The organism is Desulforhabdus amnigena (assembly GCF_027925305.1).
GTDB classification, from domain to species: domain Bacteria; phylum Desulfobacterota; class Syntrophobacteria; order Syntrophobacterales; family Syntrophobacteraceae; genus Desulforhabdus; species Desulforhabdus amnigena.
Window position 1 is genome coordinate 1,851,279 of sequence record NZ_BSDR01000001.1, and the last position, 13,341, is coordinate 1,864,619.

Sequence of the window (13,341 nt, forward strand, 5' to 3'; positions counted from 1 at the left end):
CACGCTGCTCGGCAGCAGCGGGACAAGGCCTCACTGCCGCCGAGCTTTCAACATAATATCCATCTCTTTCAAAACCTGGAATTCATGACCCAGCCACAAGCCTCATCAAAGGAATCGGGGATGGGAGAAACATGGACCATCCTGAAGGTGATTCAATGGACTACAGGATACTTTGCCCGCAAAGGGATCGAGCAGCCGCGCGCCAATGCCGAAGTACTCCTCGCACATGTCCTCGGCCTGCAGCGCATCGAGCTTTACCTGCGCCATGATCAACCCCTCACCACCTCTGAACTCGCCCGCTACCGTGAGGCGGTCAGACGGAGAGCGGCCCGTGAACCCACTCAATACATTACGAAAAAACAAGAATTCTGGTCTCTCGAATTTGAAGTCGGCCCGTCCGTGCTGATTCCACGCCCGGAAACAGAATTACTGGTTGAAAACGCCTTAAAAATTCTCGGGACCGGCCCCGCCAGAATCATGGACCTGGGGACAGGTTCCGGGGCGATCTCTGTTGCACTGGCTCATGAATGCCCTACCCTCCAGATCATTGCTACCGACACATCCGTTCGAGCCCTGGAGATCGCCAGGCGCAATGCCGACCGGCACAATGTGTCGTCGCGCATTTTCTTTGTTGCCATGGATCTTTTTGCCGCCCTGGCCCCTTTGCCCCTTTTCGACCTGATTGTCACCAATCCTCCCTACATTGGGGATGCGGAATTTTCGGAGCTTGCCGCGGAAGTCTCCGGCTATGAACCGCACACAGCCCTTAAAGGCGGTGGGATCGAGGGATTGACGGTCATTCGAAAAATCCTTCAGGAAATGCCGCTTTACCTAAAGGCCGGGGGCGCTTTGCTCATGGAAATCGGTCACCGGCAGGCAGCTCTTTTGCAAAAAGAGATCGAGGAAAATCCTCAAATCGAATTTCACGAATTTATCAGCGATTATTCCGGAATTTTGAGAGTCTTAAAGCTTCGTAAAGTCAACAGGTGAATGGATGGACAAACTGGTGATCGAGGGGGGAATTCCCCTCCAAGGAGAAGTGAATATCAGCGGGGCGAAGAATGCGACATTGCCCCTCATGGCCGCAAGTCTTCTTGCCGCCGGAAAACACACCTTATCGAATGCTCCCAAGTTGAGGGACATTCGCACGATGCAGAACCTGCTGGCACATATGGGAGCATCCTGCGAACACAACGATCTTCTCCAGATCGACACGAGCGACATTCACACGCTCGAAGCTCCTTACGATCTGGTAAAAACCATGAGAGCCTCCGTGCTGGTGTTGGGTCCCATGCTGGCCAGGTACCATCGCGCCCGCGTTTCACTCCCGGGAGGATGCGCCATCGGTGCGCGGCCCATCAACCTTCACCTCATGGGACTGGAGCAGATGGGAGTCGAGGTCCAGTTGGACCACGGCTACGTCATCGCCCGTGCAGACAGACTCAAGGGAGCGACCATCAGCTTCGACCAGGTGACTGTGACGGGAACCGAAAACCTGATGATGGCCGCAACACTGGCCGAAGGGACCACCCTTCTCAAAAATGCGGCTCGGGAACCTGAAGTCGTAGCTTTGGCGGAATACCTCTGTAAGATGGGAGCGCGTATCGAGGGAGCGGGAACGGCGGAAATCACCATCGAAGGGGTGAAGGAGCTCTTTCCCGGAAGCTTCAGGGTGATCCCGGATCGGATTGAAGCGGGAACGTACCTGGTAGCCGCAGGCATCACGGGAGGAGAGTTGAAGCTCAATTCCTGCCGGCCGGAACATCTGGAAGCCGTGATTCAAAAACTGCAGGCAGCCGGATTGAGTATCGACGCGGGAGACGATTTCCTGCGGGTTCGAAGCAATGGAATCATTCAGAGTGTAGACATCAAGACGTGGCCTTACCCCGCCTTTCCCACAGACATGCAGGCGCAGTTCATGTCCCTCATGACTCTCGGCAACGGGGTCAGCGTTATCATAGAACAGATATTTGAAAACCGTTTCATGCACGTGCTGGAACTGAAACGGCTGGGTGCGGACATAGAACTGGATGGACGCACCGCAGTGGTCAGGGGAGTGAAAAAGCTGTCGGGAGCCCCCGTCATGGCAACGGATCTTCGCGCCTCCGCTTCGCTGGTCCTTGGAGCACTGGCAGCGGAAGGAATCACGGAAGTCAACCGCATTTATCACCTGGACCGGGGATATGAAGCCATGGAAAAGAAGCTCGCCGCGGTAGGCGCAAGAATCTGGCGGGAAAAGAGTTAAAGGCTCAGCCGATCCATAAGTGTTCTAAATGTCTTGCAGTTGAACTGAAAACAACGGGAGGTCGCAGCAATGATGGAACGTTCGCCCGAGCTCGCTTCCTCCCGGGACCCATCTCCAGAAAATAAGGAAATTTCCCAACCCTTCCAACAAATACCAATGACCTATCAAAGGTCCGGATCCGTTTTTTCAAGGATACCCTCTGTTCTCCACATTTCCCGCCCGATGCCGCCGCTGACCCTGGCTTTTGGAGGGGGAATCCTTCTAGGGCATTACACCCCCTCTATCCTCCCCAATGGGACTCTCATCCTGCTCTCAAGCCTTCTCATGGGCTGTCTTCTTGCCATAAATTTCCGCGGCCCGGCGCCTTTGCGCTCTCTCATCCCTCCTCTCGCGTTTTTCCTGATACTGGGTCTTTGGGCCGCCCGCCTCAGCTCCCCGATCATGCCTCATCCGCCGGAGCTCGAACCATTCTTCGAACGCCCGCAAACCCTTTTCCTGGCCGAGGTCCTTTCTTCTCCCGAATTCCATCCCGAAAAAACGCGCCTTCCGGTGAAACTGCTGCGAGCTTATATCGAAGGGAAAAGCCTCGCCGTAAAGGGAGGGATCCTTGTCACAATCGACGGCAACCCCGAAATGTCCCCAAAGTGGCTGCCTGGCGACCGTCTCCTCTTGCGTCTCACTCTCAAACGCTTTCATGATTTTCAAAACCCGGGAGGTTACTCCTACACAAAGAGACAGGCGGAAAAGGGCTACTTCGGCAGGGCTCGCCTTTCGGATGCCCGCTGGATCATCAAACTGGCTCCTCCCAGCGAACCGCTCCCTCAATCCGCGCTGCGCTATTTGGGGAATCGCCTGGAAAAGTTTCGACAAGAAACGCTCTTCTGGCTTCTCGACAACCTGGAAGCGGAAACGGGAAATTTCTACGCGGCTCTCCTGCTGGGCTATCGAAACAGGATCTCCAATGCATGGAACGAGCGTTTGAACAGAGCCGGAGTCACGCACCTTCTCGCCATTTCCGGCCTGCACCTCGGGTTGGTGGGAATGAGTGTTTTCTGGCTGATCCGTCGAATGGTGCGTATTCTTTGCCCCTCGATTCTCATGTGGACGAGCGACCAAAAGCTGGCCATTTGGGGCGCCCTGCCGGCAGCGATACTTTATGCGCTCATCAGCGGTCTGGCGCTTCCTACCTGGAGGGCCGCGATCATGCTCTTTCTCTTGATGGGAGGACTCTTCTGCTACCGGTTCAGCGACTCAACAACCGCCCTGGCCTCGGCAGCCCTGCTGATCCTGCTCATTGCCCCCAGCAGCCTCCGGGAGGCGTCCTTCCAGCTCTCCTTTGCCGCCATAATCGGCTTGTTCGCCCTATATCCCATATTCCAAAAGACCCTGTACGACATCGGTCCGCTCAAATCCCTCTCCGGAAGCCGTTGGGGTAAAATTCCCCGCATCTTTCTGGATGCATTTGGAGTCTCCCTGGCCGCAAACATCATGGTGCTTCCCATTCTGGTCCATCACTTTCACGGTGTCTCACTCGCCGGTTTTATAGCCAACACGGTACTCGTACCTCTCATCGGTTTTCTCGTCTTGCCATTTGGACTGACAGGGCTCGCTCTCTCTGCTTTGAGCAAAGGAATAGCCCTCCCCTTCCTGGTGGTCGGCGGCTTTTTTCTTCAATGCGCTCAGAAAATCATCCTATGGTTCAGTGATCTCTCATGGGCATATTTTTGGGTTGGAAACATTCCAATCCCCTGGATCATCGCCTTCTACGGAACCCTGGCGATGCTGCTGAGTCCGTGGCGCCGGCAAAGAAAAGCCCTCGGCCTTACCGCTTTGCTTCTTTTCTGCACTACCCTGGAGCTTTCGCAGAATATTCTGTCCGGTTCAGCCGTCTCCAAGGAGGGAAAGATCCTGAAGGTGACCGTCATCGATGTGGGGCAGGGGAGTTCGACATTCCTCAGGTTTCCCAACGGTGAGAACATGCTCATCGATGGAGGGGGTTTTTTCGACAATTCATTCGATGTGGGAAAGTCTGTAGTGGCTCCCTATCTCTGGTACGAAGGAATTCGAAGACTGGACCACGTGGTGCTCTCTCATGATCACCCGGACCACAAAAACGGGCTCCGTTTCATACTCTCCGGTTTCGAGATCGGCGATTTCTGGGAAAGCGGGATCATCGAAAATCCGGCAGGCTTCAATGAACTTTCCACCATCGCTCACAGGCGTCAGATCCCTGTGAAACGTCTTCCGCAAATGATGAAGGATCAAACATTCGGCCCCTGCAATCTGCGCATCTTGCATCCCACTCCCTCGTATATACAAAAAGAATGGGACGGCACCGACCTGAACAACGTTTCTCTCGTGTTGCAGATCGATTACGGCAACACGCGCCTGATTCTCCCTGGAGATATCGACAGGTCGGTGGAGAGTCATCTTTTTGGATCCATGGCTCCTGATGGAAAAAGAGTTTTACTCGTCTCCCCGCATCATGGGAGCGGGCGCTCCAACAGCGCGGTTCTGCTGGATCACCTGCAACCTCAGGCAATCATTTTTTCCTGCGGATATGAAAACTGGTTCGGCTTCCCCTCCCCGGAAGCCATCCAGCGCTGTGCGGAGCGACACATATCGATCTACAGGACAGATCTCCAGGGAGCGATACACGCCGTCTCGGACGGACGGCAATGGACGATAACCGCTCAACAAGACCTGGAAAGCCATGCGAAGCTATTCTTCGGGAGAGGTTTACGGTAAAGTGGAAGTCAGCAAACCATACTTTGAAAAATCAAAAAGTTACGTTGGGCAAGCTGTATCAAGTTCAAGAGCCCTGTCAAGTTCCCGGCTTTTAAAGGAGCGCCGGGCTTTCTCTCCCAAGTCCCTCTTTGTTTGACTAAACATACGGGAAATGGTCGAACGTTCCCAATGGATACTCTCCGACTGAGATCAGGTAGAACGGGCAAGGGTGGACGCGATCATGAAAATCATGTGATTTGTCTGAGAGCTCCTCCATCTCTTCCATGGCCGAAACCATCGGGGATGCATTGGATGGGCGATTCCACACTCATTCCACACCATGAACCTGAAACCGAGGATGAAATAATGAACATATTGGATAGCTGTGGAATGACAGTTCGACATAACCAGCCGCTATTGTTGGAACTCCTCGATGAAGAACACACCACGAAATCGTTGTGACGATTGAGATCATCGGGGAGGTTTCCATCACAGAATAACCTTTGGAGAGTGAATCGAGCAGGTCGTCAGTACCCCTGATTTCGTCCCGCCGTGTGTTACCTCTGTCATATTCGCTGAGCAAAAAATCGCTTGAATTTACACAAAGCATAGTGTAATTGAATGTGTAAAGGAGGTGTCGTATGGCGACAAATCTGGCTATTGATGACAAACTGATTGAAGAAGCCCGCCGCATCGGCAAACATGCGACAAAGAAGGGCGTGGTCACTGAAGCGCTCCTTGAATACATCCAGCGCCGCAAGCAGATCGAGATCCTCGATTTATTCCATTCCGTCGACTATGATCCGGATTACGATTACAAGGAACAGCGCAAGAAACCATGAAAGTCCTTGTCGATACCTGTGTCTGGTCTATGGCATTGCAGCGAAGCGATGGTTCCGATGGTCCGGAAGTGGCCGAGCTGATGGAGCTGGTCAAGGAACTGCGGGTACAGTTGATTGGACCGGTGCGTCAGGAAATCCTTTCAGGAATCAAAAGCCTTGATCAGTTCACGAAGCTTCGCGATCATCTGCGCCCATTTCCCGATCTCGAACTGACATCCAGAGATTTCGAGACAGCCGCTGAGTTCTATAATCTGTGTCGCTGTAAAGGGGTTCAGGGCTCAAATACCGACTTTCTCATCTGCGCTGTAGCAGTGCGCCACCAGATGCCCATTTTCACCACAGATGCGGATTTCAATTTCTTCCAGCAACACCTGCCGATCAAGCTCTATCGTTCGCGAATGGCGTCGTAGCCTTACCCAGCGCAGCAACGGCGATAGATGAGATCAAAAGGCGGGGTATCAACCGAATTCCCCGTATGCTTTTCATGCCGGAAACCTCCCTAGTAGCCCCAGCCATGGAATATCTCCCAAGAAAGCCACCTGATCTCTCTGATCTGCAACCCTCGCCAAGCCCTCCTACGTGGTCTCGACCTTCACAACGATTTTGTGGTGTACTAATCTCCCAAGAGTTCCAACAATAATGGCTGGTTATGTCGAACCGTCAACGTAGTGTGCTCGATGATCTCCCCAACAGCGTCTTCAATCTCAGGTTCATGGTGTGGATTGACTATGAAATGGCCGACCACAATCGGACCGTCAAGCACACCTCGAAGGAGCCGTTGCTTACCGGAAAATGACAAGTTCATGATTTTGTGGGTGACAGCCCCCTGTGTCAATAATCCCTCGGATTCCCTTTTGGTGGAGATGGGGACATTTTCGACGCAGCTATCACTCTCTCCATATGGGTGATGCTTGGAAAACAATTGAATTCTCCCCGGCTGAAAATTATCATATCTTCGAGTCCGAACTCAATCCCCTGGGGAGAACTACGATGAATGAACAGAGGTTTATATCGGGATATTCCGCCTTTTCCCTAAAACTGCCCTCTCCGATGGCGGAAGGAACATCGCTGATTGCTGAATTCGAGCTTGGCGCCGACACTTCAGAGCTAGCACCCTATATCAACGCAGTCGCGCAAAAAGCTCTGTATTACGAAAAGCCACCGCACATAAGGTTTTTGCTCGACGGCGTCTTGTGTACTCTCTTTGGAAGTGGGGGCTCAGCCGCGTCTTTTCATGATCGCGGCCAAGCGCTCGATTTCATGGAGATGCTGATTTCTTTTCTTAACCGTATCTACCAGAACAAGGACTCCATCCGACCAAACTACAAGGTCTATAAACCCATATCCATACTAGACCTCTTACGCCTTCTGCCGCGCACGAACTGCCGGGAATGCGGCTTTTCAACCTGTATGGCCTTTGCCGCAGCTCTAAGCAGGCAAAAAACTGATTCCTTCATGTGTCCTGAGTTCAGCCGCCCCATATCTTTCAAGGCGGTCTATCCAGTTCTCGATGACAAGGGGAATCTGCTTTCCACAGTAAGCCTCGACATTGATGGCTCTCCCCGGGACTTCAACTGTCGAAGGGAGTATGCAGCGGCCGAGGACTTCGGGAACAAGATCGACAAAGATCCCGAGCCCATCGGTGGGATATTTTCAAAAACACGAAACGATAGCCTTCCAACGCCTCTCACCCGGAGGGAGCTTGATGTGCTTCGCCTTATGGCCGAAGGGGCCACGAATATGGAAATCTCCAAGTCCCTTCACGTTAGCCCACATACGGTAAAAAGCCACGTGATTCATATTTTCAATAAACTGGGTGTCGATGATCGGACCCAGGCATCCGTCTGGGCAACACGCCATGGTCTCCTTTAATCCAGCTACCGCTCAGTGATGTTTCGTTTTATTCCCCAAGTATAAAAAAAAGCCTATATCCCCCAAATGGGCGATGCCTTGGCTACTATGTTTTCATATAGTATCGGCACAAGAGCGGATTTCATGGAAATGCAACCTGAACCCATTAGCAAGGAGGCTCGGATGGCGCGAATAGGCATCATTACATGCTCTAACTGTTCGCAGGATACCAACTGTGCAGCGGTCGTGTGTCTTGGAGACATGAGAAAACGAAGCGGTTTCTTTGAGCGTTATCCTGCTGAAGAACCGCTCGACCTCATCGGTATCATCAACTGTGCAGGATGTCCCACTATTGCAGCTCCGAAAAAGATACTCAGGAAGGTGCGCGCTGTGGCCGAATTCAAACTGGACGCGCTTCATTTCTCATTTTGCATGACAGCACTTTGTCCCTTCCTTACCAAATACGAAAAAACGATTAAGGAGGAGTACCCAAACCTCGAGATTGTTTTGGGAACACACAAGCCGATCGATAAGGGTGAGTTTCAAGAAAAGGTTAGGGAGCTTCTGTGCCCTTCGGTCTCCCCCACAAGAGCCATGACCGATGTAATCAAGGGAAGGTGACAGGTCTCCTTGACTTTACCGCCAACACCAATTTATGGTGACACGAGGGCTGAACCGGAGCACTGGGAAGATGACTATATTGCAAGCAGAGTTACCTTAAACACTCAGGCATGGGGCATATGGATGCCCGTTTTATCCTTTCAATTGCGGGACAGATGGAGGGTGGCATCGTAGTCTCTCCCTCCTGAGCGGAGTATCCAATGGCGAAAGTACGCACCCGTGCCGCAGTGGTGCATGAACCCGGCGGCCTATTTATTTTTGAAGATGTTGAAATCGACACTCCCCGTCCGGATGAAGTGGTAGTCCGTATCGTTGCCTGTGGGGTCTGTCACACGGATATTGCTGCCCGAGACGGATTCTTTTCCATGCGGTTTCCGACAGTCTTTGGCCATGAAGGTGCAGGGATCGTTGAAACCGTGGGAACGGATGTGACCAGGGTCCGTGCCGGCGATAGGGTTGTGCTCTCCTTTAGCTCCTGCGGTAAGTGCGGGAACTGGCAGAGATGGCCATCCGGCTCACTGCGTGGCATTCGATGAGCTCAACTTTGGCAGTACAAGAATTGACGGGACTCCAACTATCTGGACTCCAAAAGGGGATCCAACGTTCGTTGTGGAGACCTCAAGGCAGGCTATGGTGAGAGCACCCTGTACGTTCGCGACGGAAAGGGTTCGAAGTCCCCACGGTTCAGATTCCCGATTCTTTGAAACGCCATCTGAAGCAGTTCGTGACATGGAAGGCCGCACGGGGTGAGCCCTCATGCCCGGACGATCACGTTTTCCGCGGACAGCAAGGGCCATGGACAGCGCAGGCCATCCAGCAGTTGGTCAAAAAGCACCTGAAAGCGCTCGGGCTGTACGAAAATGAGAAGTCGGTGCATGCATTGCGTCACAGCTACGCCGTTGAATATTATCGGCAGGAGAAGGATCTCAGGGGATTGCAAAAACAGCTCGGTCATGCTTCGATCCAGACGACGCAAATCTATGCTGATGTGACCGCCGAGGACATCCAAAAGCAGATCCGGGGTCTATGGGGATAAGTGGAAATGGCTTGGTAGAAGAGAGGCCGTGTGCGAAACCGTCTACGTCAACGAGCACTTGTCTCCTTGTTGAAATCCCTCGACGGATCTCCGACCATTCTTGCTAATCAGATTTTCTTCCTATTCGACGTAAGACCCCACCTCGACACCATTACCAACAACATGACAGTCGAGAACGTCCTCGTGGCTGTCGGAACCATTCTGCGATCCAAACAACGCCTCCATGAAGATGTCACTGCTTGGGCGCGCAATCTGTTCGACCAAGCTGGACTTCCTTTCGTGGGGAACTCAGCTTCCGGCGGTATGGAGCGCGATGAATGTGCGACCGATCCGCCATCCGGCCTTTCCGTTGTGCCTTCCCAATCAGCAACTCCGAAGACCGAAGTTCAGCCGCCTTCACCAAAAAGGAAAAGCCGCCGAGTGTACCTGGATCTTGCCGTGAAACTGCTTGAGAAAGGCTCCTGCACACATCGGGCCTTGGTGGACGCAATCATGGAACAGCATCCCGGCTTGAACCGTGAAACCGTCTCGACCTTTGTTTCTGACGTTCAAAACCCCCGATACTCGCCAATAAAGGGCAGGAACGTGGTCAAGTTACCGCCGGATGGCAGACTGGTCTTCGAGGATAGGATCAAGCCGGTGCTTACTGTAATCGAAAATCCAACCTTCGCCGGGGTTGGGAAGAATGGAGCGGAACCGATCACCGATATTGAAAAACAAGCAAACTTTTCCAAAGGTGATGTATGACAAAAGCAGCAGCGTACGTTCGCGTAAGCACCTCAAATCAAATCGATGGGGAATCATTATCCACACAAAAATCTATCATCCAGGCTTATTGTGCATCAAAGGGCTGGAAGCTGGTAAACACCTTTAGAGACGCTGGCATATCAGGTTCCAACGTTGACAACCGGCCAGCTTTACAGGCATTGCTGGCAGCAGTCAAAACAGGAGAAATCGAAGCTGTGGTAGTTCGGGACCTTTCCAGGTTCGGGCGCTCTGCTCGGGACCTCTTGAACAACCTCCAAGCCCTAAAAGATTCCTCCGTCACGTTCATCAGCATCAAGGAAAACATCGACGGCTCCGACGCCTACAGCCAGTTCATGCTCACCATCCTCGCTGCAATATCCCAGTTGGAGTTGGAAATAATTACCAGTCGCATCAAAGAGAACCGGTTGGCTCGCTGGCGAGATAGGCGGATCTTCTGCGGGAAGGCGCCTTATGGGTATATCTGGAACCCCAAAGAGAAGCGGATTGAGATCGAACCTGAACAGGGCGAGATCTATTCGATAGTGGTGAAAGAATACCTGGATTTAGCAAGATCGTTGAACGACATCAGCCTCGAGCTCAACGCTGAAGGCATCCCGACCCGGAACGGCGGGTCCTCGAAATGGTTCAGTGGCACACTCTCCAAAATCCTCAAATCTGCTGACTACTGTGGTGAAATAACGGTGAACAGATTTATCACCGACGTGAAAGGCAAGATAATCGGCCATCGCTCGGAAAGTGAACACATCATCTTCGAAGCTCCGCCACTTATAACGCGGGCCAGATGGGACCGCTTGCAGGAACGTCTGGATAGCGCCAACTCCCGAAGCGGCAGACCATCGAAAATGGAGTAGGAGTTCTTGCTTCACGATTTATGTCGCTGTGGCATCTGCGGGGCGAAGATGCGGTCTGATTATGGAACTAGGCGCGCAGACGGCAGTCGGTCCCGCCATTACGCCTGCTACTGGCATAAAGTTGGTCCAAAGACACGCGAAATCAAGGGTCACCAGAAATGCCCGCTGCCTCTCATTCCAGCGGAGCTTCTTGAATGGCAGGTCTTCTATGTCCAGCTCATGAAGCACCTCGGCCTTGAGCCTGAGCATTATGAACCTCTGCTCGATACGCAACACAAGTGGGACGGCAAAATCGAAGGCCTGGAAAAGAGCCGGAGCAACGTTCAAGCCAGCCTGAGAAGGAAATAAATCGCCCTGCGGAACCTGGACAGCCTGCTTGAGCATGACGGTTTTGACCAAGCCGCATACTCCCAAAAGCGAAACGGTTTTCTGATGGAGATAAAATCGCTCGACCAGAAGCCGAAGGATACGCAGAAAGACCTCGATGAACTCCAGCAGCGAAAAGCCGAGGAAGCCGAGTTCGCCAAGCTGATGTCCGGGGCCGATCCCTTCAAGGCCCTGAGCTACAAAATCCTCAACTTGCCTTTTGCTGACAAGTACCGGCTCCTACGGGGCATTCTCGATGGTCCGATTGTGGTCGGCCATTCCGCATTCAATCCACACGTTCAGCTCGATCCTGAAGATGAAATGATGAAGATACTGGAGGGGATCGAGATGACGATCAGACATAACCATCCGTTATTGTTAGAACTCCTAGATAATTAGTACACCACGAAATCGTTGTGATGACTGAGGCCATCGGGGATGCCTCAGGCTGGCTGTGGATCAGGAAAGTCATTTGATTTCTCCATAGCGTATTCCATGACTTACGATCTTGCGGGAGAGGGCAGGGTGGGATCAAACCATGAAAATCGTTGAGCTTTGCAGAGAAATGCTCTATATTGGAAACTTACGAAGTCGTGTCATGGAGGTTTGGATCAGGAGGAACGTGTGATACCGCTCGCTGTCAGGGGGGTAGCACTTCTTGGTTGGGACCACTGGGATCGGGGGACTCCACACTACGGACTTCCGGTCGCCCTGAGGGCTCTTCCATGATTGTGACCATGCGGGATGGGTCAGGGGGGCAAATTACAGATTCAGGTTGCCGCCCTGAGGGAAACTCCATTAGAGAGGCCAGGTAAGGATGTTGCCGACGCTACTACATCCACATGCCGACAACCCTTATCAGGTGCTGTCCCGTCGGGTTCCGTGATATCATAATGCAAGACCAGACTCCATTTCTGCACTGATCCTTCATTGTAGAATTGTAGATCTGAAGACTGGGGATAGCTCGGTCGTTTCCTGCCTACACGAGAACTACGAGTCTTCCCCAGTGGAAGGGAATCCATGTCGAGAAACACAAATCTTGAAGAGATCCTGTTTCCGGTAAAACTGTGCGATATCTTTTACGATGGCGGTCCTTCTGACCCGACAGGCGATCCATCGTGTGAGACGACCGAGGAGTGGAGAATTTCCATTCCAGGTTACCGGGCTGTAGTCAACGCACTGACTGGCGAACCCCTGGCGGTGGTGAGCAAGAATTACCGGCTGGTCACCAACCAGGAAGCCTTCCTGCTTGGTGAACAGTGCTTCAAGGCCGTCTTTGACGCCGTTGACACTTCCGAGATGGAGATTTTCAATATCATCACTCCAAAGCAGAAGTCCTTTTGCCATGTGGACATCGTTCACAAGCATTACGCGCTCAACATCTGGGCTCAGGAGATATGGCTTCCCTTCATACGGCTCACCAACAGCTATAACCGGACCAGAGCACTCCATTTCACTTTGGGATTCTGCCGCAAGCTCTGCGATAACGGGGTCATCTTCGAAAGCGAGACCATAGAATTCAGGTTCTTCCATACCAAAGACATGATCCCCAAAGGGGAGTTTGAGATTGGATTCCACCACCTCAAAGAGCTCGAGACGGCATTCATCGATCAGATGACTCTCCTGAAAGCCTTCCACGTTCCAGAAAATCTGGTTCTCCCCCTCGCCTGTCAGGCCTTGGGCTTGAAATTCGATCTTCGCGCTACAGACCACCAGAAACGGGAGAAGGAGCACCACAAGTTCGACATACTCAAAGAGGGCATACAAGCACTCACAGAGAGGTATTTCTCCCAATTGGGTGAAAATGGCTACGCACTACTGAATATCGTTTCGGACTATGCGAGCAGGCCCTTCGGCGCCCCTCTCCAAAGCATGAGGATCAACGTTTTTCAAAAACGCACGGGCAGCTGGATCGGGAGTTTCACTAGGGCCATTCGGGCTTCGGATTTCAACATCTCGACTTATCTCGGCCCGTACCTCGACTATTCACTTTGAACCCTTACCTTCAGTCTTATCTGATGTCACCGCGAAGCA

15 protein-coding genes are annotated in these 13,341 nt (G+C 52.5%); all 15 read left to right on the forward strand.

The window, feature by feature from the left end; all coding sequences use genetic code 11:
• The first annotated feature begins 120 nt into the window (after positions 1–120).
• The 15 genes from prmC to QMG16_RS08075 all read left to right on the forward strand — a co-directional run bounded on the left by prmC (position 121) and on the right by QMG16_RS08075 (position 13,302).
• Complete coding sequence (gene prmC / locus QMG16_RS08005; RefSeq protein WP_281793444.1) at positions 121–990, forward strand: peptide chain release factor N(5)-glutamine methyltransferase; 870 nt, start codon at positions 121–123, stop codon at positions 988–990.
• Between the two features lie 4 nt (positions 991–994).
• Entirely contained in the window at positions 995–2,245 is a 1,251-nt protein-coding gene (gene murA / locus QMG16_RS08010; protein WP_281793445.1) for a UDP-N-acetylglucosamine 1-carboxyvinyltransferase, read from the forward strand.
• Positions 2,246–2,314: 69 nt separating this feature from the next.
• Complete coding sequence (locus QMG16_RS08015; protein ID WP_281793446.1) at positions 2,315–4,993, forward strand: DNA internalization-related competence protein ComEC/Rec2; 2,679 nt, start codon at positions 2,315–2,317, stop codon at positions 4,991–4,993.
• Between the two features lie 620 nt (positions 4,994–5,613).
• On the forward strand, positions 5,614–5,814 hold the full coding sequence (locus tag QMG16_RS08020; protein ID WP_281793447.1) for a type II toxin-antitoxin system VapB family antitoxin: 201 nt from the start codon (positions 5,614–5,616) through the stop codon (positions 5,812–5,814).
• A complete protein-coding gene (gene vapC, locus QMG16_RS08025; protein WP_281793448.1) occupies positions 5,811–6,224 on the forward strand; it encodes a type II toxin-antitoxin system VapC family toxin in 414 nt (137 codons plus the stop codon). Before QMG16_RS08020 ends, vapC begins: the two co-directional genes overlap by 4 nt.
• A 239-nt stretch (positions 6,225–6,463) precedes the next feature.
• Positions 6,464–6,610 (forward strand): hypothetical protein, encoded by a 147-nt coding sequence (locus QMG16_RS08030; RefSeq protein ID WP_281793449.1) that lies wholly within the window; start codon positions 6,464–6,466, stop codon positions 6,608–6,610.
• A gap of 194 nt (positions 6,611–6,804) precedes the next feature.
• Positions 6,805–7,686: a LuxR C-terminal-related transcriptional regulator gene (locus QMG16_RS08035; RefSeq protein WP_281793450.1), complete on the forward strand. Its 882-nt coding sequence runs from the start codon at positions 6,805–6,807 to the stop codon at positions 7,684–7,686.
• Between the two features lie 162 nt (positions 7,687–7,848).
• The gene (locus tag QMG16_RS08040; protein WP_281793451.1) at positions 7,849–8,286 is read left to right on the forward strand and encodes a CGGC domain-containing protein; all 438 of its coding nucleotides are present in this window, start codon (positions 7,849–7,851) and stop codon (positions 8,284–8,286) included.
• A 200-nt stretch (positions 8,287–8,486) separates the two neighbouring features.
• Positions 8,487–8,822 carry an alcohol dehydrogenase catalytic domain-containing protein gene (locus QMG16_RS08045; protein ID WP_281793452.1) on the forward strand — a complete coding sequence of 112 codons (336 nt, stop codon included), beginning with the start codon at positions 8,487–8,489 and terminating at the stop codon, positions 8,820–8,822.
• A 188-nt stretch (positions 8,823–9,010) separates the two neighbouring features.
• On the forward strand, positions 9,011–9,322 hold the full coding sequence (locus QMG16_RS08050) for a tyrosine-type recombinase/integrase (RefSeq protein WP_373878662.1): 312 nt from the start codon (positions 9,011–9,013) through the stop codon (positions 9,320–9,322).
• Positions 9,323–9,388: 66 nt separating this feature from the next.
• Positions 9,389–10,069: a hypothetical protein gene (locus QMG16_RS08055; protein ID WP_281793454.1), complete on the forward strand. Its 681-nt coding sequence runs from the start codon at positions 9,389–9,391 to the stop codon at positions 10,067–10,069.
• Complete coding sequence (locus QMG16_RS08060) at positions 10,066–10,941, forward strand: recombinase family protein (protein ID WP_281793455.1); 876 nt, start codon at positions 10,066–10,068, stop codon at positions 10,939–10,941. The genes QMG16_RS08055 and QMG16_RS08060 overlap by 4 nt, the downstream gene beginning before the upstream one ends.
• Positions 10,942–10,947: 6 nt before the next feature.
• Positions 10,948–11,289 (forward strand): recombinase zinc ribbon domain-containing protein, encoded by a 342-nt coding sequence (locus QMG16_RS08065; RefSeq protein WP_281793456.1) that lies wholly within the window; start codon positions 10,948–10,950, stop codon positions 11,287–11,289.
• 84 nt (positions 11,290–11,373) lie between these two features.
• A complete protein-coding gene (locus tag QMG16_RS08070) occupies positions 11,374–11,706 on the forward strand; it encodes a hypothetical protein (protein WP_281793457.1) in 333 nt (110 codons plus the stop codon).
• 621 nt (positions 11,707–12,327) lie between these two features.
• Entirely contained in the window at positions 12,328–13,302 is a 975-nt protein-coding gene (locus QMG16_RS08075) for a DUF932 domain-containing protein (RefSeq protein ID WP_281793458.1), read from the forward strand.
• Positions 13,303–13,341 lie beyond the last annotated feature (39 nt).

Excerpts from the sequence above, each read along its gene's own strand:
- QMG16_RS08040 (WP_281793451.1), top strand. The coding sequence starts at position 7,849 with ATGGCGCGAATAGGCATCATTACATGCTCTAACTGTTCGCAGGATACC.
- QMG16_RS08030 (WP_281793449.1), top strand. The coding sequence starts at position 6,464 with ATGTCGAACCGTCAACGTAGTGTGCTCGATGATCTCCCCAACAGCGTC.
- vapC (WP_281793448.1), top strand. The coding sequence starts at position 5,811 with ATGAAAGTCCTTGTCGATACCTGTGTCTGGTCTATGGCATTGCAGCGA.
- QMG16_RS08045 (WP_281793452.1), top strand. The coding sequence starts at position 8,487 with ATGGCGAAAGTACGCACCCGTGCCGCAGTGGTGCATGAACCCGGCGGC.
- QMG16_RS08020 (WP_281793447.1), top strand. The coding sequence starts at position 5,614 with ATGGCGACAAATCTGGCTATTGATGACAAACTGATTGAAGAAGCCCGC.
- QMG16_RS08070 (WP_281793457.1), top strand. The coding sequence starts at position 11,374 with ATGGAGATAAAATCGCTCGACCAGAAGCCGAAGGATACGCAGAAAGAC.
- prmC (WP_281793444.1), top strand. The coding sequence starts at position 121 with ATGGGAGAAACATGGACCATCCTGAAGGTGATTCAATGGACTACAGGA.
- QMG16_RS08015 (WP_281793446.1), top strand. The coding sequence starts at position 2,315 with ATGATGGAACGTTCGCCCGAGCTCGCTTCCTCCCGGGACCCATCTCCA.
- murA (WP_281793445.1), top strand. The coding sequence starts at position 995 with ATGGACAAACTGGTGATCGAGGGGGGAATTCCCCTCCAAGGAGAAGTG.
- QMG16_RS08075 (WP_281793458.1), top strand. The coding sequence starts at position 12,328 with ATGTCGAGAAACACAAATCTTGAAGAGATCCTGTTTCCGGTAAAACTG.
- QMG16_RS08060 (WP_281793455.1), top strand. The coding sequence starts at position 10,066 with ATGACAAAAGCAGCAGCGTACGTTCGCGTAAGCACCTCAAATCAAATC.
- QMG16_RS08035 (WP_281793450.1), top strand. The coding sequence starts at position 6,805 with ATGAATGAACAGAGGTTTATATCGGGATATTCCGCCTTTTCCCTAAAA.